General features: G+C 62.5%; 17 protein-coding genes. 5 read left to right on the top strand and 12 right to left on the bottom strand.

What is annotated here, in order from left to right:
• Positions 1 to 891: a TIM barrel protein gene (locus tag NN4_RS07455; protein WP_147129215.1), complete on the bottom strand. Its 891-nt coding sequence runs from the start codon at positions 889 to 891 to the stop codon at positions 1 to 3.
• Between the two features lie 262 nt (positions 892 to 1,153).
• Between NN4_RS07455 and NN4_RS07450 the strand changes: the two genes are divergently transcribed.
• Positions 1,154 to 2,158, top strand: coding sequence for a LacI family DNA-binding transcriptional regulator (locus tag NN4_RS07450; RefSeq protein WP_147129214.1), 1,005 nt, complete (start codon positions 1,154 to 1,156; stop codon positions 2,156 to 2,158).
• Positions 2,159 to 2,212: 54 nt separating this feature from the next.
• A complete protein-coding gene (locus NN4_RS07445) occupies positions 2,213 to 3,232 on the top strand; it encodes a Gfo/Idh/MocA family protein (protein ID WP_147129213.1) in 1,020 nt (339 codons plus the stop codon).
• A 150-nt stretch (positions 3,233 to 3,382) separates the two neighbouring features.
• Here NN4_RS07445 and NN4_RS07440 read toward each other — a convergent pair whose 3' ends face one another.
• The 8 genes from NN4_RS07440 to NN4_RS07405 form a co-directional block, all read right to left on the bottom strand.
• On the bottom strand, positions 3,383 to 4,888 hold the full coding sequence (locus NN4_RS07440) for a DUF6339 family protein (RefSeq protein ID WP_147129212.1): 1,506 nt from the start codon (positions 4,886 to 4,888) through the stop codon (positions 3,383 to 3,385).
• Positions 4,885 to 5,736, bottom strand: coding sequence for a hypothetical protein (locus NN4_RS45670; RefSeq protein ID WP_222595005.1), 852 nt, complete (start codon positions 5,734 to 5,736; stop codon positions 4,885 to 4,887). Before NN4_RS45670 ends, NN4_RS07440 begins: the two co-directional genes overlap by 4 nt.
• 44 nt (positions 5,737 to 5,780) lie before the next feature.
• On the bottom strand, positions 5,781 to 7,742 hold the full coding sequence (locus NN4_RS07430; protein ID WP_147129211.1) for a hypothetical protein: 1,962 nt from the start codon (positions 7,740 to 7,742) through the stop codon (positions 5,781 to 5,783).
• Entirely contained in the window at positions 7,739 to 8,755 is a 1,017-nt protein-coding gene (locus tag NN4_RS07425; RefSeq protein ID WP_147129210.1) for a PD-(D/E)XK motif protein, read from the bottom strand. Before NN4_RS07425 ends, NN4_RS07430 begins: the two co-directional genes overlap by 4 nt.
• Positions 8,752 to 11,325 (bottom strand): Z1 domain-containing protein, encoded by a 2,574-nt coding sequence (locus tag NN4_RS07420; protein ID WP_147129209.1) that lies wholly within the window; start codon positions 11,323 to 11,325, stop codon positions 8,752 to 8,754. The genes NN4_RS07425 and NN4_RS07420 overlap by 4 nt, the downstream gene beginning before the upstream one ends.
• Before the next feature lie 246 nt (positions 11,326 to 11,571).
• Positions 11,572 to 12,735: a DNA cytosine methyltransferase gene (locus tag NN4_RS07415; protein WP_147129208.1), complete on the bottom strand. Its 1,164-nt coding sequence runs from the start codon at positions 12,733 to 12,735 to the stop codon at positions 11,572 to 11,574.
• 212 nt (positions 12,736 to 12,947) lie between these two features.
• Positions 12,948 to 14,366: a vWA domain-containing protein gene (locus NN4_RS07410; RefSeq protein ID WP_147129207.1), complete on the bottom strand. Its 1,419-nt coding sequence runs from the start codon at positions 14,364 to 14,366 to the stop codon at positions 12,948 to 12,950.
• A 300-nt stretch (positions 14,367 to 14,666) separates the two neighbouring features.
• A complete protein-coding gene (locus tag NN4_RS07405) occupies positions 14,667 to 15,545 on the bottom strand; it encodes an AAA family ATPase (protein ID WP_147129206.1) in 879 nt (292 codons plus the stop codon).
• A gap of 97 nt (positions 15,546 to 15,642) precedes the next feature.
• Between NN4_RS07405 and NN4_RS07400 the strand changes: the two genes are divergently transcribed.
• From NN4_RS07400 to NN4_RS07390, 3 genes are all read left to right on the top strand, one after another.
• A complete protein-coding gene (locus NN4_RS07400; RefSeq protein WP_147129205.1) occupies positions 15,643 to 16,059 on the top strand; it encodes a PPOX class F420-dependent oxidoreductase in 417 nt (138 codons plus the stop codon).
• A 162-nt stretch (positions 16,060 to 16,221) separates the two neighbouring features.
• Positions 16,222 to 17,436 carry a cation:proton antiporter gene (locus NN4_RS07395; protein WP_147129204.1) on the top strand — a complete coding sequence of 405 codons (1,215 nt, stop codon included), beginning with the start codon at positions 16,222 to 16,224 and terminating at the stop codon, positions 17,434 to 17,436.
• A 476-nt stretch (positions 17,437 to 17,912) separates the two neighbouring features.
• A complete protein-coding gene (locus NN4_RS07390; protein WP_147129203.1) occupies positions 17,913 to 18,206 on the top strand; it encodes a hypothetical protein in 294 nt (97 codons plus the stop codon).
• A 231-nt stretch (positions 18,207 to 18,437) separates the two neighbouring features.
• Here NN4_RS07390 and ilvC read toward each other — a convergent pair whose 3' ends face one another.
• The 3 genes from ilvC to NN4_RS07375 form a co-directional block, all read right to left on the bottom strand.
• The gene (gene ilvC / locus NN4_RS07385; RefSeq protein WP_281289334.1) at positions 18,438 to 19,517 is read right to left on the bottom strand and encodes a ketol-acid reductoisomerase; all 1,080 of its coding nucleotides are present in this window, start codon (positions 19,515 to 19,517) and stop codon (positions 18,438 to 18,440) included.
• A gap of 105 nt (positions 19,518 to 19,622) precedes the next feature.
• Complete coding sequence (ilvN, locus tag NN4_RS07380) at positions 19,623 to 20,126, bottom strand: acetolactate synthase small subunit (RefSeq protein ID WP_107658505.1); 504 nt, start codon at positions 20,124 to 20,126, stop codon at positions 19,623 to 19,625.
• A 76-nt stretch (positions 20,127 to 20,202) separates the two neighbouring features.
• On the bottom strand, positions 20,203 to 22,125 hold the full coding sequence (locus NN4_RS07375; protein WP_147129202.1) for an acetolactate synthase large subunit: 1,923 nt from the start codon (positions 22,123 to 22,125) through the stop codon (positions 20,203 to 20,205).
• Positions 22,126 to 22,267 lie beyond the last annotated feature (142 nt).

The raw sequence follows: 22,267 nt of genomic DNA, 5'->3' as shown, positions 1-22,267 counted from the left end.
CTAGATTCGTGCGGCCACGAGGCCCGCGAGATGCCGCAGGCTGCGTTCGGTATCCCGGCTCGGCATCTCCGCCGAGTCGGTCGGTCGCAGGGCGGTGTCCTGCTCCATGACATACCAGCCCCGGTATCCGGCGGCGTGCATGCTGCGCACCAGGGCGGCGATGTCGACGTCGCCCTCTCCCAACGGGGCATACAGTCCGCGCCGCACGGCCTCGCTGTATTCCACTGTGCCGCCGCGTACTTCGTCGGCGACCGCGCTGCGGACGTCCTTCAGGTGAATGTGCCCGATCCGACCGGCGTGTCGCTGTGCGAGCTGCACCGGGTCGGTGCCGCCGATCAGCAGGTGACCGGTGTCGAGGCAGATGTCGAGATCGGAATCGGCAAGGAACCGTTCGACTTCGGGCTCGGTCTCCACATGCGTGCCGACATGCGGGTGCAGCACTGTGCGCAGCCCGCACTCGGCGGCGACGTCGCGGATCGCGGCGGCGGTGCCGATGAGCGTGCGCCACTCGGACTCGCTGAGTTCCGGGCGGGCGTCGTAGCCACCCAGACCGGTCGCGGCGGCGAGCACCAGCACGTCGGCGCCGGTGGCCGCGAACAACGCGGCAGTCTCCTTCGCCGCCGCTATCGCCCGCTCCGGCTCCGCGTGCAGCACCTGCGCCAGGAACCCGCCCACCGCGGCGATGCCGAATGTTTCGAGCAGCGACCGTAACTCGTCCGGGTCACGCGGAAGATAGCCCGGCGGGCCCAGTTCCGTCGCGGCCAAGCCGAGTGCGGCCATCTCCGAGAGCACGGTGCGCGCGTCGAGGACATGACCCCAGCCGGGAACTTCGCACACTCCCCAGGAGATGGGGGCGGCCGCGATGCGCAGCGGGTAGAGCGGTTCGGTCATCAGGACTTCTCCGACCTTCGATGTCGAGTTGGAGCGCTCCAAGCGATTGGAGCGCTCCAACTATGTAACGTGGGTCATAGCGTGTCAAGAGGTTCCACGTTGTCCAGAATATCGCTACTACCAGGTAATATCCGCACTTCCAGCAGATATGCCGGGAACTCACCGACGAAGATTGTCGGATTAGAGCGCTCTATTGATTAGCGCGCGCCGACCTTGTAACGTCCGACACGGCACGGCTCATCGAACGCGGAACGGAGGCGACATGGCGCGACCCACCATGGAAGACGTCGCTGAACGCGCCGGCGTCTCCCGCGCCCTCGTCTCCCTCGTCATGCGCAACTCACCGAAGGTCAGCGATCATCGGCGCCGCGCCGTGCTGGAGGCCGCGAAAGACCTCGGCTACCAGCCGGACATCATGGCCCGCTCGCTGGCCAGCCGAACCTCGAACATCGTCGGCGTCATGGTCTCCGACCTGCGCAACGCCTTCTTCGCCGATGTCGTCGAGGGAATGGACACCGCCGCACAGGAATCCGGCCTCGAGCTGATCCTCAACACCGGCCGCCGCAGCGCCGCCCGCGAACGCACCGCACTGGAAAGCCTGCTCGCCTTCCGCCCCGGCGGCATCATCCTGCTCTCCCCCATCCTGCCCGCCGCCGCCATTCGCGATGCGGCACAACAGGCTCCGCTGGTGCTGGTGTCGCGCAGCACCGCCATCACGGACGTCGACACCATCAACGACGACGGCGAAACAGGTGCCGCGCTCGCCGTCGATCACCTTGCCTCCCTGGGCCATCGGCGCATCGTGCACCTGGACGGCGGCACCGCGTTCACCGCCGCCCCCCGTCGCAGGGGCTATCGCGCCGCGATGGAACGGCACGGCCTCGAACCGATGGTCATCCCCAGCGAACACACCGACTCCGCAGGCCTGGCCGCCGTCCAGAAACTGCTCAATCTCTTCACCCGCGACAACTTCCCCACCGCCCTGGTCTGCGGCAACGACTTCAACGCCGTCGGCGCCATGTCCGCACTGGAAGAAGCCGGATTACGCGTCCCCGACGACGTCTCCATAGTCGGCTACGACAACACCTCCCTGGCCGCCCTCCGCCACGTCTCCCTCACCACGATCGACCAGCCCCGCGTCCAAATGGGCCGTCTCGCAATCGAAGCCCTCGTCGAACGCCTGCGCGCCGACCGCACCGCCCCGGTCCGTCGCCGCCTACAGCCTTCCCTCGTCGTCCGCGCGACCACGAGCGCCCCCACCCACTGAAACTTCCACTGCCCCAGGCAGTTCCGCACCGCACGTTCACCAGGAGGAAAGTCGATGACATCCCACAAAGCCGTCACCCTCGGCCTCGCAGGCACCGGCCGCATCGGCACCTCCCACGCCGAAACCCTCAAAAACCTCCCCAACGTAGCCAACGTCCTCCTCGCCGACGCCGACCCCGACCGAGCCCGCACCACCGCCACCAAACTCGGCCTCGAATTCACCCCCGACCTCGACACCCTCTTCGCCGCCGACCTCGACGGCCTCATCATCGCCACCGCCACCGACTCCCACCCCGACCTCATCTGCCGCGCCGTAGACGCAGGCATCCCCGTCTTCTGCGAAAAACCAGTAGCCGCCGACATCGAAGGCACCCTCGCAGTCCTCGACCACATCCAAAACTCCCCCACCCCAGTACAAATCGGCTTCCAACGCCGCTTCGACGCCGGCTACCAAGCCGCCCGCACCGCCATCACCTCCGGCTCCCTCGGCTGGCTCCACACCCTCCGAGCCACCACCCTCGACCCCACCCCACCCCCCGCCGACTACATCCCCCGGTCGGGTGGCATCTTCCGCGACTGCGGAGTCCACGACTTCGACATCATCCGCTGGGTAACCGGTCGCGAGATCGTTTCGGTGTACGCCACCGGATCCAACCGCGGCGACTCCTTCTTCACCGACGCCGGTGACGTCGACACCGCTGCGGTGCTGTTGCGTCTGGACGACGATTCCCTCGCCACCGTCTCTTTGACCCGCTACAACGGCGCAGGTTACGACGTCCGCCTCGAAGCCCTCGGCTCCAAAGGCAACGCCATCGTCGGCCTGGACGACCGCTCCCCCTTGACCTCAGTCGAACCCGACTACATCCCCTCCACCTTCCCCGCCTACCCAGGGTTCATGGACCGCTTCCGTCGCGCGTACACCGACGAACTGGTCGCGTTCGTCTCCGTAGTCAACGGAGATCTCGAAAACCCCTGCAGCCCAATGGATGCCCTCGAAGCCTTCTACGTGGCCGAGGCTTGCGAACTCTCCCGCCGTGAAAGCCGTCCCGTAAAGGTCACGGAAGTTCGACACTGATTACTCGATCGCAGGTTGACCGGCGCTTGTGAACAACTGCTGGCGACCTCGTTCGAACATGGTCCGAAACAGCTTGGTCATATTTTCCAAGCGTCGTATGGCGGCGGCCGCGCCTAGTCACCGCGCCAGCATGTCGTGTGCCGCCCACCATCAGGTCGGGTATCGTGCCGCGGACTCGGCTATTGCCTCAAAGACGTTCCGGGTGCATCGCTCGTATCCGAACAAGAGTGATACACGTTTGATGACATCATCCAGCTCAACATCTGGCTCGGCTTCCTGCAACATACGGACAGCAGCCGCGATCTCACGCTCCGGTATCTCGTCAAGTTCCCGTGGCCCACGCTCACGGAGGACACAGATCGGATGATCGGGGAGCCTCAACGTGGCGCCTGCGAAGCCGTTGCGGCCCAAGTGGTTCTCCGCGTCAATCATGTTCTCGCGCTTCGCGTACTTGGTCGCTTCGACTAGTGCAGTCCGGGCATTGTCCCGTAGCCTGCCACCGTTCAGGCGGGTGATCAGCCGATATACACGCTCCGCCCGGACAGGGCCTTCCACTGACACTACTTCGGTGACGGCGTCAGCGAGGGCCCTCAATCCGAGCTCTCGTGGATCTCCGAACGACTGCCCTTCGTATGCCTTATACGACTGAAGCGGTTCGACCTCCGGCACAACTTGCTGCCAGATCGGTTGCGGTTCTGCGGCTGCCGCGTGCTCGGTCGATGCGACTGGATCAAGCGAGAACATGGACCTGGAGACAGAACTGTCTCGTCGACGACGCATAGTACGGACAGAATCTGGTAGCGGCGAGATCTGAGGGGCACTTCCGGCGTCCGTCAAGACATGAGCTACCCGAACCACTGCCTCTTCTTCCGGCATTCCCGCGTTCACCAACATTGCCGAGAGTGCTTCCTCGGCAACGGCTCGAAGCTCCGTGACCAGCGCCTGTTCTTCTACCGCTTCGAAGATGACAAACGGTGCCAGCCGCAACAACCGCTTGAGGAAGTCCTGAAGAACCGCACGTTCGGAAACGCCGGTCACACCGCGCGAGAAGTCTTGGAAGTCAAGACTGTTCCACACCCGCAGGATCGACTTGACTAGATGTGGACTGCCGCCCAGGGCAGTGCGGCGAGCATAAATCTGGTCGAACGCTGCCTCGCCCAAAACGGTCAAGGCCGCATACGGTTCCTCATCCTCAGGTGCATATATCAGGTAAGCGCGCCACCACAGCCGACCGAAGACGTGGCGTGTCAGGTCAGTGCCGCGGACCCGGTCCCCGGGCGGGTTCGGATACCTCCAATGGGCGACGTCTGGTAGGACGATCAAGGCGAGGAATGCCCAAATATCTCCTGCAGCGGCTTCAGCGGGATCGATCCCCATCTCAGAATGCAGCAGAACGGCAAGTGCAAGGTCGAACGACGATTTTTGTTGTGCGGAAGGTTCATTGGGGAATCCTGAACTGTGTGCCAGATCGACCACCAGTTCGCGTAGGTCAGCGAGCTTCGCGGCAGGCACCCGATCCCCGCCGGTAGCAACATAGACAGCCGACTCATCACTTGTAGTCCAGCTGCCGGCCAACTCGGCCGCTGAGAGTTCTCTGTACTGCTTTGCCAGCTCCCTGGCAGGAACTCTGAGTAGCCGCGGATAAAGGAAGCTCACTCGACATCCTCAAAAATACGGACCGCAGACTGCAACTCGGACGCGAACAGGCTTGGGGACTGTTGGGCGCGCAGGCGCACATCCTCGATCGATCTATCCGGAAACAGCCGCCCGAACAGCTCGAGCAATGTCGCGCCCAGCGTTTCATCGTGGACCGTCATGTCATCGTTGAAGTCTTGAAGACTCAAGGCATGCTCAACCATCACCCTGGCAACGTCACCGTAGATCATCGACAGCACGATCTTGTCTTGGAGTCGTGGGTTTCCTGCATTTTTCAGGGCTTCTGCCGCTATGTTCTTACTCTCGTTGACAAGTAGCAGGAGGGAGCCCATTGTCGCTGCTTCCAGGTTGGTGCCGATATCCAGATGCCAAGCAGCGCCCTCGGAGTAATTTGTCTTGGCAAAATCGATGACGGCCATGGGAAACTGAGGCGCATCCCCTTGCAATCGCATTTGGCGACGGTCGCCCCACAGCACTGAACCAGCGCGCCGCGCGGCGACCGGACGATCTGCACCGACCCGGCGCTTTGCCAGAACAAGCGCTGTATCCAACAGCAGCACACCGCCGAGATCCGATCCAGGCAAATGTGTTTCGAGCGTTATCGAACCGGACTGGCGCACGGTTGTCCTGGCCGCCGTACCCTTGAGCTTCGATCCGGTGGCAGTCCATACAGCGGCGAGGGCGAGCTCCGTCCCCGGGGCCAAGCGGGACTCCGCGAGAGCACGATCGAGATCGATCTGCACCTCTCGCCGTAGCGTGAGGTCCGTCTGATAATCCCAGTGCGGCAACGCTTCAGGCAACGGAATCTCTCCGTCGTCGATGACCAAGAACCAATTCTTGGCCGTCACAACCGCCTCCGACGGAGTGCGATACGGAAGTGCACGCTGCACCATCAGCCCTTCACCGCCTCTACACCGAGAGAAATATCAGTCACAGTGTCGGCAGCGGGCTTAACGACCGCTTTCCATATCCTGCCGTCGCCCCCGGCGATCACGAAGGTCGGAGACGCAATCAGGACGCCGCTGTCGTCCTCCCATCCGACGAGGCCCGGCATCTCCGCGCCGGCAGGAGGATCTGTCTCGCGTCCCCCATCGGTCGTCAAGGCCACAGCCACTTCGGCTTTGACGCGTTGAACGATCTGGACGGGTAAGCGAAAAGGCTGGATCAGAACCGCCGCTCCCGAATACTCATCGAGGTACGGATCACCCACGTACTCGACCTTGGGCCGCCGGAACCGCGGTGCTGACGGCTGGCTCCCATCTGTTGCATTGCCACTCCCTTTGCCGTCATATCCACCGGGACCTGCAGGCGTGCTTCCGACCTCAGCCTCTGGTGATCCAGAATCGTCGTCGCGCCCTCGCGGAGCCGGACCGGGCCTCGGCCGTGGAGTCGGCGCTTGGACGTCACCCGGGCGCCCGTAATCGGTCGCGGCGCCGATACCCCAGGCACCACCTATCAGCGGGGACAACTTACTACTTGCGGCCCCAAGTGATACCTGCGCGGCGCCAACCCCCACGCCACCGCGGAGGTCGAGCAAGCCCTCGATCGCTTCACCGAACCGCTTGAAGGTGGTCCTGACGTAGGTGCTGTCCGGATGCTCGAGGGACTGATGATTCCAACCATCATGAGTCGGTGGTTCAGCCGCTGCATAGATCTCGTCCATTGCGTCATCAGCTCGGAAGACACCAGCATAAGACACCAGCTCGCTGGGCGGCTTCGGGCCCCTCCAGTAGTTGACTACCAACTCTGCCGGCCGCATGAGACAAACATGATGAGTCAGTCCCGACACCCCCACCATCTCGGCTACGTCGGAAGGCTCAAATTTCGGAACAACCCGTTTTTCCAACGCCATTTTGCCGAGCAGCTTCTTCGGCTTGCCACAATACAATTCTCTACTCTCGACCTCTGCCAGCTTTCGGTACGCGGCCACGAAAAGACTCAGCGGGCGAGTTTCAGCAGGATCAGGCACGGGGTAACTGATGCCGTCACAGGTCACGGCGAACCGCATAGGTAGGACCCCCGATCGGTTCTCGAGCATCTTCGGCCACAAGTGCCAAGCGATGGTGTCTGCCAGATATCCTGCCGCACGCGCGGGCTCTCGTTCTTCCAGATTGGGATCGATCACGAGGATCGTCGTGCCGGTTTCCGATGCACCGAATGCCTGAAGCCCGAGTGCACGTGCCATCGACTCCGCTGCCGCTCCAGTCAATGGCTCTACAACATCGCCTGTCGTGTCCCCCCACCAGTGCCGTCCGGTGTATCGACGATTATCTGCCAGCCGAGTGAAGTCATAGCTTTTCCATAGCGCGGCACCCATGAGTCGGGTTTCGAATCCTCCATCTACCTGGCACCGCGTATGTACGAGGATCACGCCCGGGCGTGAGACAAGGTAAAGAATCCCCTTCCCGAATCCATACGTACCACCGCCCAGTGCTCTGTCTCGTGGCTCACCGATGTTGCGCATAAAGGTGACGAAGTCCCGGCGAGTGCTGGAAATGACATCCGCCCGAGTCGGACCACCGAGTCCTCGGGTGCCCCGGTCAGAGATCGACATGACACGGATTGTTGGCTGTGTCAAAGCCTTTCGCAATGGAAGGTGGTCCTCAGCCGGTACCCCCCGCAGGAATTGCTCTCGCCATGCAGGCGCGTCCGCTGCGCTGATTGTTCGAAGATCAATCCGATAGTCGACCGTACGATCGTCGGATATCCTTGCATCCCAACTGTTTTGAGCTGACTCGCGGACCAGAATCGTGAGGTGGTCCAGTTCAGGCTTGCCCAGCTGGTTTCTGATTCCCTCTGCGGCACTGGCACCCTCCGGTGGGTACGGCTGGGAGAACCATGCAGGTGCGATCATGCCGGCTCCTCGATCATCGCACGGAGATGCCGACTGACCGACTGCTCGTCCAATGGGAAAGGTGGTTCCGAAGTCAACTCGATCGTGTACTCGACGTCCTGTACTCGGATCACGACCCCCGCAGCGATAAGGTCACCTCTGGTCAGCCTTGGAAAGGCGATATCGACTCCATACCAACGCGCTTCGACTACCTCGAATCTGCACTGCCGATAGTGTTCAGCATCAACTGGACGGTAGCCTGCGGCAGCCAGCAAGCTGAGTACCGCATACTCGTCATCGCATTGCTTCAGCACCTGGTTTACTAGATCCTGGAACCCGACACCTCTACTGGACGTAGATTCTAGACGCAACCAAACGAGCTCGAGAGCCCCGCCAGGAGGTGGATCCAGTTGCTCCAAGCCGTGAATTCGCACCCACCTTCCCTCGGTGATCATGGAGGTTTTGACCTCCACGGCCGACCCACCGGATGCGAAGTCGTGGCGGCCACCGAGCGGCCCTCGCCACAGGCGATGAGCACTACGATCTATGTCGAGCATCTGTTGCAGCACAATGAGTTCTCCGAAAAGGCCGGCAAGCTTTTGGGGCCCTAAGGGAACGCCGACTCCTTGGAACAACGCTTTCCACTGGTCCAGAACCCGATACAGTCCCTTGATCGGATTGTCAGCCGAAACCTGGACTGCCTGCAAGATTTCCGCACTCAGTGACGTGAACACCTCATTCAGATCCGTCTGCAAACAGCCGAGGTCAGCGAACTGTTGATACGACTCCTCGGTTTCCAGCGCTCGCTTTCTCAGCTGCAGTGCCGGACCGTTCAACCCTTTCCTGACCGACTGATGGGAGTCCACCGGAACCAAGATGTGGCGGCCACCGTCGAAATCCACGGCGGCCACCAGCGGGCCGCATACTGTCTCAACCGGTAGCTCGGATGTCCGCACAGCACTCTCAGAGGTGACAGTCTCCGCTTCCAGAAGTCGCCAGTGCTCGTCGATGATGTCTCGGAGTGCATCTGTCATTCGGAATCCTCGGCTTCGAGAACGCTGTAGTCCTCCTCTTCGCGCTCCACACCTGACAAATCTGCAGATATATATTTGACCTCTCCTTTGACTTCACTGTCTCGCTCGCCCGGACGTGGGAATACCAAGCCGACACCGATCACATGCTCTTCGACATCGAGGGCCAACCGGAATTCCTCCCTGCCCTTGCTGGGTCGAGATGCCTTATCGATGGGATAAAGGACAACGAGGCCAGTGTTAGGGAGACGTTTTGCACGCTCAGCTACGATCTTCTTTTCTTCCCAATCTTCCACATCATCATCGTTGATATCCACTACAGCGTCACGTCGACTCATGAGAGTTTTTATGTCTGCGAAGTTGGCCTCCGAAGTCCGCATACGAGCGCGAGAAATGCGCCTCACGGCTACACCTTCAGCAAATTCGAAGTTTTCATCAGGCTCGCCGACAGGCCTACCGACAATGGCCACATTCCATTGACGCAACGAACCAGCGACTCGTATTCGTTTCTCGATATAGTCAACGATAAGTTTTGAGTCACACTCCAACGATCGTTCATGGAACTGATAGTCACGAAGGAAGCGAAGAACAAAATCGCTGGCTACGTTATGGAATATGTAGCGACCTTTGTTCGGATGCGCCTCTGTTCTCTGCCCGCTCCTGAGAGCATCCACAACTAGCCGGCTGGTGGCTCGTTGGTTCGCAAGCAGCCAATCCGATTTGGTATGGAAGTAGTGTGTCTGAATTCGCAATCCACCGTAGGCAGAAGCCGCCACCACCGCATCTTTCATTTTGGCGGCGGCTGTCACCCTGAGGGCGGGATGCGTACGAATCCGTACAGCAAATTCACGAGGAGATTTGTTTTCCGTGAGATATATATCAATATCACGGCGCATTTCCGTCTCCACAGTCGCCAGGTGCCGGAACCAATCTTCGATCTCCGCCGTCATCCAGATCCTCGGCAAATCAGCGTATCCGTTCCGATAGCCGAACCAACGACCCATCTGCAACAGGGTGTCATATGCCGATACAGCGCGCACAAAATAGCTAACCGACAAGCCTTCGAGGGTCAAACCACGTGACAATGTATTTCCGCCGACGACTACGGCGACCACGGGGCCGTTCTCATAGTCCAGGCGGTCAATACTCTCCGAGTTGTCCATAACAACCCGGGAGTCAGCCAAGACACCTGGGAGCTCGAGGAGCAGCTGGTCAAAGCCGACGGGTGACTCTCCGAAATCTTCTGCGAGCACCCGCTTAGTCTCGCTGTCCCAGAGAAATTTCAAATCGTCCCTGATATCAGAGTCGGACAGGTTCCTTGCGAGTTCACTGCGAAAATTTTCGAGCGGACTTCGGAAGCTATTGTGAACCGAGGTACGAACACTGGTATGGATCAACATCGTTGAATGTGGGTTTCCGGACCCGCGAACACGACGGGCCGCCGTTGTCATCCAAAAGTACTGCAAAGCGCTGGTCAGTGTCTGAGTCAACTCAGGTGCGAATCCGTCTACATCAGCCTTGGTTTTAGGTCTGACGAACTCGACATCCCTATCTGGAATGATGCGTATCATATCAAACCCATCGTCGACCTCCGAAGGATCCTCGCCATCCAGCGCATACCGGCCGAAGAGAACCTCCGTACCAAAATGACCACTCGGCTTGGGCAAGCTTACGATGAAATGCTCCGGATACAAATCCTTTACGGAAGGGTCGATAAGTAGATTCGCGAAGGGCGAAGCCGTATAGCCAACGTACGCAGACTTGGGCAGCCGGTCGAGAATTTGCCTGATCAATGGGTTGATCGACTTCGTGGCCACAGTAGCTTGGTCTGCTTCATCATCAATGATCAGTGCCGGACAGTCGATCAGATAGCCCGAGGCGTTCTCCAGCCATTTAGTCAGCTTCCGCAGTACTGGAGCATTTTTCTTAACTACACACAGCACGTGCGTTTTGTTTGCTTTGCCGAAGAAGCTTGCCGGATTGGCCGTAGGTCTGAAGTCTCGGTCCAGATCGGTAATCTGGGTCCAGCGACTAGGATTCGGCTCGACAAGCTGCTGTATCAACCTGGCCTGGGTCTGACGTCGCAAGCCATTATGGATACCAGCCAGTACAATAAAGAGCTTATAACCCCGGTCGGCCGCTTTCGCCATGACTGCGGTGAAATTTGTGGTCTTACCGGACTGGACGTAGCCGACGACAAGACCTCGAGTTGAGAAGCTTTTTTCCTTCGGATGGCTCAGCAGCGAGACGATACGAGTCGAACAGTCGTTCAAGTCGCTGATCGAGGGCACCGCCTCCCAACCCTGGGCGTGAAGTATGTCCACGACGGCCGGCCAGCACTTGTCGCCCGGACGAGGGCCTGCATACCAAGTGTCCCGGTTATCCATAACAACGGACCGGGGCTCGTCCATCTCTCTGATCCGGATCATCTGCTGCTCATGGCGTTCAACGATCTGCTGGATCGTAGCCTCGCCGACGCCCAGTATCGAAAGCTGCTTGACAGCATCGGCCGGAGTGGTGGAATCCAAAAGCATCTTGAAGACTTCGTACTGATCATCGATTTGGTCTGCCATCGGTTCTCCCCACGCCTCGGACTACTACCTCAAGGAGGTGAGTCTCGAATGGCCCCCTGAGTGTTACGGCTAACACTAGGCGTCGAGGCGGCCAGGGGGACGGTGTCCGCGGTAAATCACTCGCAGTACAGGCGTTTCACATTGATGGCGACGTTAGCGAAGGCAGCTGCTGAGCTGCTCACGAGTGGTTTTGAATCTGAAAGAATGATTGTCCAGACTTTGGCTGATCTACGCGAGCCGTTGCGCCTACTTGGAGATCGTGGCCGAATCGATATCAAACAGCGTCGCCGCATCTTCGTCGGCCCGGAACTCGGGCAGCTCCAAGTCGTCGTGATCGGGAAGCAACCGATATGAACCTTGCTTCGCGAGCATCCACGTCCCAGCCACTGCAGCATCGAGGGCTTGCGCCTCCGGCTTCCGTCCGAATATCGCCTCGCACAACACATGAGCGGCCAGGCGGGGAGGTATGGCATTGCCGATCTGCTGAGCGATGTCTCTGCCCGACCATGGGTAGTCGCGCGGGAAGGTTTGCAATAGACCGGCATCTTCGGTCGTGAGGTTGCCCAAATGGCTTCCGTCGACGCTGAACTTATTCCGTGACACTTTCCCTGTAACGGTAAAAGCTGGCTCATCGTGCCTGCGTTCGCCCCTGGCTTCGGGCACGCCACCCGTGCCGTAGTTCGAGACGACGATGAACTCGTCCTCTCGACCCAACGCGTCCCCTATGGAACGCCATTCCAACAGGTTCTGTTTTCCATCACTGCGTCTCAGACCTTTTTGAAACTTGCGATGGGTTGGTTCCAGTCGCTTTGGTGCACGGTGTAGGTGGGCTATGAGTACAGCTCGACGGCGAGTTTGCGGCACACCGAACTCTTCGGTACGGAGGATCTGGCATTCGACCTTGTAGCCTCGCGCACTCAGCGCTTCACCAACTTCCATCCACACCGGCAGCACGGTCGGAACCTGCTCCAGCACTATCACCTCAAACGGCCGAGTCCACTCGATCGCTTCCAGTGCCCATCGCAGGGGTTCGAGCACTAAGCCCGTCCGCTCGTCCTCTAGTTGCGCAAGGTCTGCCCGGACATCGTCACCTGCACCCATCCGCTTCACAAAAGCAAGCACCTGGTCGAGAGCTCGACGTCCCGCGCCTGATCCGGCCACCGAAAAGGTCTGGCACGGCGGCCCTGCCGTCAACACCCGCGCCTTCGGAAAGTGGCAGGGATGCAGCTTACGAACATCCGTCTGCCTCGTCGTCAACCCAGCCTTACGGCGCGTCGCGCATGCGTTACTGTCCAGCTCGATTCCCACCGCTGGCACCCCGAGCCAACTCGCTGCAACATCCAGTCCCCCCGGTCCCGCGAACAGATCGATCATCTCTGCTCGCGCAGGGTCCACAGCATCGAAGGGCATCGTGGAATCCTAGCCGGCCGAGCAAATTTGCGGACACCGCACCGCCGAAGCCCTCGAGCAAGAATCGTCCACTGCTGCCAAGATCACGATGGGGACCATCCAACTCTGTGACACGGGCACTCGATCATCACCATGAATCTACGGCGCCGCGTGCTCGAACGTTCAGTTTTCGACAGCGGATCTGCCTTGTATGCCACTAAAAGCGATACAGGTCATACAGGTAGGAGACGGGACACTACCTCGGCCAACTGCTTGACGTTTCGGCACTCGTGCATGGTGATGTGCTCGGCGTAGACGTGGGCGGCGGAGTCGCCGGTGGACCAGGAGCGGGCGGGTTCTGGGTTGAGCCAGTAGGCGTGTTTGGCTCTGTCGCACATGGCCTGCAGCGCATCGAGGTTCGGGGCAGTGCGGTTGGTGCGGGCGTCGCCGAGGATGAGGAGAGAGGTGCGGGGGCCTAGGGCGTCGAGGTAGTTGTCGGTGAAACCCTGGAGGGCTTCGCCGTAGTTGCTGCTGCCGTAGCAGGCGACGTTGGAGTCGCGGATGATGTGGGCGGCTAGGCCTGGGGTTGGCGGTTCACCTGGGGTGAAGAAGTCGGTGATCTCGTCGCAGGTGTCTATGAAGCCGAAGCTGCGGACCTTGGTGAATTGGTCTTGGAGAGCTTGGATCAGCTGGAGGGTGAATTCGGCGAAGCCGGTTACTGAGCCGGAGAGGTCGGCTAGGACTACCAGGTCGGGGCGGCCGTGTTTGCGGGAGCGGAGGACGGGGGTGATGGGGACGCCGCCGGTGGACATGGAGCGGCGGAGGGTACGGCGCATGTCTATTTGGCCGCGGACGGATTTGCGGCGGCGGGCGGCTAGGCGGGTGGCTAGTTTGCGGGCCAAAGGGGTTACCAGGCGGCGCATTTCGGCTAGGTCTTGTTCGCGGGCGCCTAGGAAGTCGACCTGGTCGGGGCTGGATTCGACGCCGCGGCGGGCGATGTATTCCGTGCCGCGGAGTTGGGCGGAGCGGAGGCGGGCTTCGGTTTGGACGGCGGTGCGGAATTGGGTGAGGCGGCGGTTGGCTTCGATGGTGCGGACGGCGGCGTCGAGGGGGGATGCGGCGGTTGTGGCTGCGGTGATGCGGTCGATGAGGTCTTCTGTGCGTAGGGATCTCATGGTCAGGTAGGAGGACCAGCCTGCGCCGGAGGCGGTGGTGACGGGGGCGGAGGTTTGGCCGGTGCCTGCTCCGCCGTAGGCGCCGAGTTGGGTCAGAGCTTGGCGGGCCAGGTCGGCTGTGGCGGCGGGGTCGTCTTCGGTGAGGGCGGTGGTGAGGCGGTCTCGAAGCGACTCAATGGATTCCGGGGTTGCAGCAGGTGCTGGTTGAGGCTGTTCGGTGGTCAAGAAGTAGAGGTCGAAGAGTTGGTTGAAGACTGCGCGTTGGCCGTTGCGGCGGAGGAGGCAGGCGGCCATTCCGGACCGCAGTCGGTTGCGGTCGGATAGACCGAGGGCGAGCATTGCTTCTGCGGCGTCGATTGTTTCGCTGGGGCCGGCGTTGATTCCGTGGTCACGGAGTAGGCCGACGAATTCGACGAGGCGGTCGGTGATCGTGTCGGAAGGCTGTTGGGGGACAGAGTTACGGCGCGACGGTGTCATGCCGCGGTCCCCTTCCAGGCCAACACATTCGGAGCGGAGAACATGGAGCCGTCGGTGATCGTGGCGAATGCCTGCTGTGGAGCACGGCGCGACGGTGTCATGCCGGTGCTGCTTTCCGCGCCGCAAGGGTCAATGTGAATAGCACGAAGCGCTCGGTGCGGCTGATAGTCGCCTCCTCGGCCGGGACCAGGCGAAAATCCGACGCCGGCGATCGGAGTCGAATCCGGTGACGCATCAACATCACGGTCGGTCGATAGATGTGCGCACAGCGGCGGGCGGGATTCGGAACTCGCTGTCCGCTCACTCCCCCGGTCCCTCATCGGTATCCAAAGACAGACGCTCAGCCGCAATTCGATGGTCCGCTTGATACTTCAGCAGTACACCGAGGGTCGAGCGCACGACACCGCCGGTCAAGGAGCGGGTGCCGAGCGCTACGAGAGTTCTTGCCCAGTCGACGGTTTCGGCGATAGACGGCGGTTTGCGAAGGGACAGTTCGCGTAACGCGCCGACGACTCGGACTACGGGTTCGCCCAATGCCTCGTCCAGCTCCGGGACCTTCATGCGGACGATGGCTCGCTCCAATTCGGCTGTGGGGTAGTCGATGTGGAGGTAGAGGCAGCGTCGCTTGAGCGCGTCGGAGAGGTCGCGGTTGGCGTTGGAGGTGACGAGGACGAAAGGTTCGCGGACGGCGGTGATGGTGCCGAGTTCGGGGATGCTGACCTGGTAGTCGCCGAGGACCTCCAGCAGCAGACCTTCCAGCTCGACGTCGGCCTTGTCTAGTTCGTCGATGAGCAGCACGGTGGGGTTCGGGTTGCGGATGGCGGCGAGGAGGGGGCGGGCGAGGAGGAACTCTTCGGTGAAGACGTGGTCGCGGGTGGTGTCCCAGCCTTCGCGCTCAGAGGTGATGCGGAGGAGTTGTTTGGCGTGGTTCCACTCGTAGAGGGCGCGGGCCTCGTCGATGCCTTCATAGCACTGCAGGCGGACGAGGTCGGCGGTGGTCGCGGTGGCGACGGCTTTGGCGAGCTCGGTTTTGCCCACACCGGCCGGCCCCTCGATCAGGAGGGGTTTGCCGAGGTGCCCGGCTAGGAAGACGGCGGTGGCGATATCGAGGGACGGGAGGTACCCGGCCTCGGTGAGCCGCTGCGTGACTTCGTTGACGGAGCCAAAGAACTTACTCATCAGTAGACAGTGTAGATCGCCCGGCTACCAGGCCTTCGTCCCGCGACCCACATGTCCGACTTGAACTGAACAGCACTTAAGGTTTTATGGTCGGCCCATGATCTTTACCGACGTCGAACGCGCTTATCTCAGCGGGCAGGGGCTCGCCCGGCTCGCCACCGTATCGCCCAGCGGTGCACCGCAGCTCGTGCCGCTGGCCTTCCGCCTCAACCCGGACGACACGATCGATATCGGCGGGCCGAATCACGCGGCGACACAGCGCTATCGGAACATTCTCCAGAACCCGAAAGTCAGCCTGCTGATCGACGACATGACGCCGGATGAGCCCGGCGCGGTCAAGCCGGGTTGGGGCCGGGGCGTCGAGATCCGCGGCGTGGTGGAGACGCTCACGCTGGACTCTCCCCCGGTCGCCGAGTGGTTCTCCAACGATGTCATCCGGATCCACCCGCGCCGCATCAAGAGCTGGCACATCGACCCGGCTAACCCGGACGGCAGCAGCCGCACCGTCGCGTAGCGGGACCACGACAAGTCGGTCGCCCTCTCACGTTGATCATGAACTCCCGAGTTGAACCAGCCAGGATCCACCACCCCGCGTAAGCTCTGCGTTTGCTGTCAGCATGCCGACAGCAAACGCAGGAGGTCGAGGTCCACCAGGGCTGTCCGAATCGGGAGACTCATGTTAATTGCGATCGCCGCGACGATGACGGTCATCCTGGTCTGGTCATGCCTGTCGCGATCGATGGCGCGTTGGAAGGTGACCGCCCCACTGGCCATGGTCGTGGTCGGCGCGCTGATCAGTTGGGGCAGCGACCACTGGCTGGCCAACGCGATCAACACCGACACGGCGCAGCGGATCGTCGAATTCATCTTGGCGCTGTTCCTTTTCACCGATGCAACCGAGGTGCGCGACGGACTGTCCGGTCGTCGGCACACGGGCATCTTCCGGCTGCTGTTCATCGCCTTCCCGCTGAGCCTCGCCGCCGCGTATCTGCTGGGATTCGCGCTGCTGCCGGGTGTTTCGTGGACGGTGCTGCTGTTGATCGCGTGCATCGTGATACCCATCGATCTGGTGCCCGCCCAGGCGATCGTGCGGGATCTGCGTGTGCCGGAACGGGTTCGGCATGCGCTCAATGTGGAGAGCGGGTTCAACGACGGACTGGTCGCGCCGATTTTCCTGTTCGCGCTGGCGGCGGCGGAGGCCAGTGCCGAGTCGGATCAGGCGGTGCACGCGCTCGGGCAGGCGGTGCCCGCGGTGCTGAAGTCGATAGTGATCGGCCTGGCGGTGGGCGCGCTGGCCGGATACTGCATGTCCTTCGCCATCCGTAAACGCTGGACCGACGCGCGGGCGGTGCGCATCGGGACGATCGCGATCCCCGTGCTCACCTACAGCATCGCGGTATGGGTGGACGGCAACGGATTCGTGGCGGCGTTCCTCGCGGGCATCGCCTACAGCACCACTCGGCGCGAATTGCCTGGTGAGCCACTGCAATCGACCGAGGACGTCGCCGAATTCTGTGGGCTGGCAATGTGGTTCGTGGTCGGTAACGTCGCGGCGGCGAGCTTCGGCTGGCTCAGTTGGCAAGTGTTCGTCTACGGTCTGCTCGCGTTGACGGTGGTGCGGTGCGTTCCGGTAGCGATCTCGTTGCTGGGTTCACCTTTCACGCAACGTGAACGGCTCATGCTCGGTCTGCTCGGGCCACGTGGCGTGGCGTCGATCGTGTTCGCGCTGCTCGCTTTCAACGGACTGCACAAAGACGACGACGCGTACCTCGTGATCGGTGTGACCTTGGTGGTCGTCGTCGGCAGCGTCGTCCTGCACGGCATCGGCGCACCACTCACCGCGGAATACCTCGGAAAACGCCGCCGAGACAAAGCAATAGGCGACGCCTAGGGTCTGTCGCAAAATCCGGCCGGTTGCCTCCCGGGCGCTGGATCCGTCGCCTGGCAAGGCGGAGTAGTTGCCGGTACCGGGTTGTATCGGCAACGACGACAACGCGGCGATCCAGCCCCCGGAGGCGCCGATCAGACTTTGCACCAGCGTGAGTGGCACATGGTCGCGGCATACTTCGAGAAGGTCACTCCATGGTGTGCCACTCAACGCGAATCAGTCGGGTGCCGTTGCGTCAGTGGGGGTTAACCCCTAGTACCAAGGGTGGAAATCTTCCGCAGACCTGCCTGCACCCGTGACCTTTCGGGCGAAATGCGTAAGAGTGAGACCGTGCAGTCGGTGTTGTGCCGGGCGGGGGCCCGCAAAGCAGCGGCGACACAGTCGATCCCGACCTGCCGACGAGGTGCAGTACGCCACGTGGGCAGACCACAGCGGGGGATGGTGAACGAGCAGTTCACCGCAGAGTGAAAGGATCCACGTTGTTCTCCACAACCAAGTCCACGACTTCGCGCCGCATGCTGGCCCGAGTGGCTGTCGCCGGTGCGATCGTCGCGGTTCCGTTGACCGCCTTGGCCATTCCCGCATCGGCAAGCCCGAGCGTCGGCGTGCCCGGCGTCACCGACGTCCGGCATCCACACCACGATCGCAACTGCGACTTCGGCCCGTTCAAGAACTGGAGCTGCAACAACGGCCCGTTCGACCGCGGCCACCACGACGATCCGTTCTGGCAGTTCCGGCAGAACCGCCCGCACGGGTTGTTCGGCAGCAGCTAACACAGCGCGGCCCGGCATCACTATGGTGCCGGGCCGTTCCGTACCCACCGGCAGCCGCACACTTCCTGATTTCCCGCACCGGGAATCGCATGCGATTTCGTATGCGCGAAATCAGAAGGTGTGCGGGGTGGCCGTGCGAACTGCGCCTGACGATCGCAACGCCGAACCTGCCACACCTACCGACGACAACGGTCCGGCACCAATCGGTGCCGGACCGTTAACAGTTGAAACTCAGGCGGTCTCGGTGATCGGCCGGTCGACCCAGCTCATCAGCCCGCGCAGCTTGGCGCCGGTGACCTCGATCGGGTGCTCGGCGTTCTGCTTGCGCAGACCCTCGAGCTCCTTGTTGCCACCCTCGACGTTGGCGACGAGACGCTTGACGAAGCTGCCGTCCTGGATGTCCTTGAGGATGTCCTGCATGCGCTTCTTGGTGTCGGCGTCGATGACCCGCGGGCCCGACAGGTAGCCACCGAATTCGGCGGTGTCGGAGACCGAGTAGTTCATCCGGGCGATGCCACCCTCGTACATCAGGTCGACGATGAGCTTGAGCTCGTGCAGCACCTCGAAGTACGCCATCTCGGGCGCGTAGCCTGCCTCGACCATGACCTCGAAGCCGGTCTTGACCAGCTCTTCGGTGCCGCCGCAGAGCACGGCCTGCTCGCCGAACAGGTCGGTCTCGGTCTCTTCCTTGAAGGTGGTCTTGATGACGCCGGCGCGGGCACCACCGATCGCCTTCGCGTAGGACAGGGCGAGCGCCTGGCCCTCACCCTTCGGGTCCTGGTCGACGGCGATCAGGGCGGGCACGCCCTTGCCGTCGACGAACTGACGGCGCACCAGGTGGCCGGGGCCCTTCGGGGCGACCATCGCGACGGTGATGAACTCCGGCGCCTTGATCAGGCCGAAGTGGATGTTGAGGCCGTGGCCGAAGAACAGCGCGTCGCCGTCCTTCAGGTTGGGCTCGATGTCGTTGGTGAAGATCGACGCCTGCGCGGTGTCGGGGGCCAGCACCATGATCACGTCGGCCCAGGCCGAAACCTCGGCGGGGGTGCCGACGGTGAGGCCCGCCTCTTCGGCCTTCGGCCGCGACTTCGAACCCTCCGCGAGGCCGACCCGGACCTCGACGCCGGAGTCGCGCAGGCTCAGCGAGTGCGCGTGGCCCTGGCTGCCGTAGCCGATGACAGCGACCTTGCGGCCCTGGATGATCGACAGGTCGGCGTCGTCGTCGTAGAACATCTCGACTGCCACTTGGTTGGTTCCCTTCTGGATTCTTCTGTTTAGGTCTGAAAGTCGCGTCCCCGTCCCGGTTTTCACCGAAACGCTGTGGCGCGATCCTCGCGTCGAGCCCACATCGGTTGCGGGCGCACGCTATTCAACTGTTCTGCTGCGGTCGGCCCGAAGGCGCGATGCCGGCGAGCGCTATCGCGTCGCCGTGATCGACTTCGGTCCGCGACCGACGGCCACCACACCGGACTGCACGATCTCCCGGATTCCGTACGGCTCCAGCATGCGCAGCAACGCGTCGAGCTTGGACCGGGTTCCGGTCGCCTCGACGGTGAGGGCGTCCGGCGAGACGTCGATCACTTTCGCACGGAAGAGCGTAACCGCCTCGATCACCTGGGTCCGCACGCTGGCGTCGGCGCGGACCTTCACCAGGATCAGTTCGCGGGCCACCGAGGTGTCGGAATCCTGCTCCACGATCTTGATGACGTTCACCAGCTTGTTGAGCTGCTTGGTGACCTGCTCGAGCGGCAGATCCTCGACGGTGACGACGATGGTCATCCGGGAGATCTCCGGGATCTCGGTGCCGCCGACCGCGAGCGACTCGATATTGAAGCCGCGGCGGGAGAACAGCGCCGCGACCCGCGCCAGCACGCCAGGCTTGTCCTCGACAAGCACGCTCAGCGTGTGCGTAGTACTCATGCCTCCACCTCGCTAGCGCTCGGCTCCAGCACGAGCACTCTCGTAGCTGTGTCGATTGTTCGCTCGCTGCGCTCGCTCATTCCGTCACCTTGTTCTTCTCATGAGACATCGCTTCGTGGATAACGGCGGGCTCCGCGGCCTGCTCGTCGTCGTCGAACAGCGGGCGGATGCCGTGGGCGGCCATGATCTCGTCGTTGCTGGTGCCCGCGGCGACCATCGGCCACACCTGGGCGTCCTTGCCGACGATGAAGTCGATCACCACCGGCCGGTCGTTGATGGCCTGCGCCTCGCGGATCGCGGCCTCCACGTCCTCCTCGCGCTCGACCCGGATGCCGTGGCAGCCCAAGGCTTCGGCGAGCTTCACGAAGTCGGGGATGCGCAGGGTGTGCGTGCCGAGATCGGTGTTGGAGTAGCGCTCCTGGTAGAACAGCGTCTGCCACTGGCGGACCATGCCGAGGTTGCCGTTGTTGATCAGCGCGACCTTGATCGGCACGCCTTCCACGGCGCAGGTGGCCAACTCCTGGTTGGTCATCTGGAAGCAGCCGTCACCGTCGACCGCCCACACCTCTTTGTCCGGCGCGCCCATCTTGGCGCCCATGGCGGCCGGGACGGCGTAGCCCATGGTGCCGAGGCCGCCGGAGTTCAGCCAGGTACGCGGCTTCTCGTACTTGATGAACTGCGCGGCCCACATCTGGTGCTGGCCGACGCCGGCGCAGTAGATGGCGTCGGGTCCGGCCAGGCGGCCGAGCGCGTCGATGACGAACTCGGGCGAGAGCGAGCCGTCGCTGGGGGCGGTCCAGCCGAGCGGGTAGCTCTTGCGCACACCGTCCAGGTACTTCCACCATTCGGTGAGGTCGAGCAGTGGAGACTTGGCCGCCGGATCGGCCTTCAGGGTCTCGATCAGCTCGATGATCACCTCGCGGCAGTCGCCCACGATCGGAACGTCCGCGTGCCGGTTCTTGCCGATCTCGGCCGGGTCGATGTCGGCGTGGATCACCCTGGCGTCGGGTGCGAACGAGTCGAGCTGACCGGTCACCCGGTCGTCGAAGCGGGCGCCGAGGGTGATCAGCAGATCCGAGCGCTGCAGTGCCGCAACGGCTCCCACGGTGCCGTGCATGCCGGGCATGCCCATGTTCAGCTGGTGGCTGTCCGGGAACGCGCCGCGCGCCATCAGCGTGGTGACCACGGGGATGCCGGTCATCTCGGCCAGCTCGAGCAGCTCGGGCGAGGCGTCGGCCTTGATCACGCCGCCGCCGACGTAGAGCACGGGCGACTTGGCTTCCAAGATCATCCGGGCGGCCTCGCGCACCTGCTTACCGTGCGGCTTGGTCACCGGGCGGTAGCCGGGCAGGCGCATCTCCGGCGGCCAGCTGAAGGTCGTCTGCATCTGCAGCACGTCCTTCGGGATGTCCACCAGCACGGCGCCCGGACGACCGCTGGCGGCGAGGTAGAACGCCTCGGCGAGGATGCGCGGGATGTCGACGCCCTCGGTGATGAGGAAGTTGTGCTTGGTGATCGGCATGGTGATACCGGAGATGTCCGCCTCTTGGAAGGCGTCCGTGCCGATCAGGCCGCGGCCGACCTGGCCGGTGATCGCGACGATCGGCACCGAGTCCATCTGCGCGTCGGCGATCGGCGTGACCAGGTTGGTTGCACCCGGACCCGAGGTCGCCATGCACACGCCGACCTTGCCGGTGGCCTGCGCGTAGCCGGTCGCGGCATGACCCGCGCCCTGCTCGTGGCGGACCAGCACGTGGCGCACCTTGGTCGAATCGAACAGCGGGTCGTAGACCGGAAGGATCGCGCCGCCGGGAATGCCGAATACCGTGTCGACGCCGAGCTCCTCGAGCGACCGGACGACCGACTGCGCGCCGGTGACCCGCTCGGGCGGGACCTGGCGGCGGTTGGCCGACGTCGTCGAGCTGCCAGTGCTCGGCTGATTCGCCGAAGGCGCTGGCCTGCGGGCCGATGGCCCGGGCCGTGCGGTAGGTGCACTCACCGTCTTCGTTCCTAACTGCTTGTCGTTCTGACCCCGGATTTGTGTCTGACATGCGGTGTCTTGCGACTCGCCCATGCCGGACATTTGTCCGAACACAAAAAAGCCCCCGTCAGCCCATGGCTGATCGAGGGTGGCGCGTCGC

Origin of the sequence: Nocardia ninae NBRC 108245 (assembly GCF_007990755.1) — a bacterium.
GTDB classification, from domain to species: Bacteria; Actinomycetota; Actinomycetes; order Mycobacteriales; family Mycobacteriaceae; genus Nocardia; species Nocardia ninae.
This window is presented reverse-complemented; position numbering and strand designations above follow the sequence as displayed.